The sequence below is a fragment of the Salinarimonas soli genome, from assembly GCF_008386575.1.
Lineage (GTDB): Bacteria > Pseudomonadota > Alphaproteobacteria > Rhizobiales > Beijerinckiaceae > Salinarimonas_A > Salinarimonas_A soli.
This window is the reverse complement of the sequence record NZ_VUOA01000093.1, coordinates 1-217: the sequence shown is the minus strand read 5'-3', so window position 1 is coordinate 217 and position 217 is coordinate 1. Positions and strand designations below refer to the sequence as shown.

Genomic DNA, 217 nt, shown 5'->3' with positions numbered 1-217 from the left:
CGCGCTCGGCGAGATAGGCCTCCGGATCGCCGTGATAAAGGTTGCGCTCGATGCGGTGGCGCAGCAAGTCGAGGAAGGCGGTGCCGGGGCGCGTCAGGCGGGCGGGCAGGCCGAACATGTCGGCATAGCGCCCGTTGCAGACCACGAGCTGCATGTCGCGGTCGAACAGGCACAGGCCCTGGACCATGTTGTCCATGGCGATGCCGAAGCGCAGGTT

At 67.3% G+C, this 217-nt stretch carries 1 protein-coding gene; it reads right to left on the bottom strand.

The annotated features are described in order from the left end of the window. Positions 1–217 (bottom strand): PAS-domain containing protein (locus tag F0L46_RS25365; protein WP_149822395.1); only part of this gene is annotated, 217 nt, incomplete at both ends.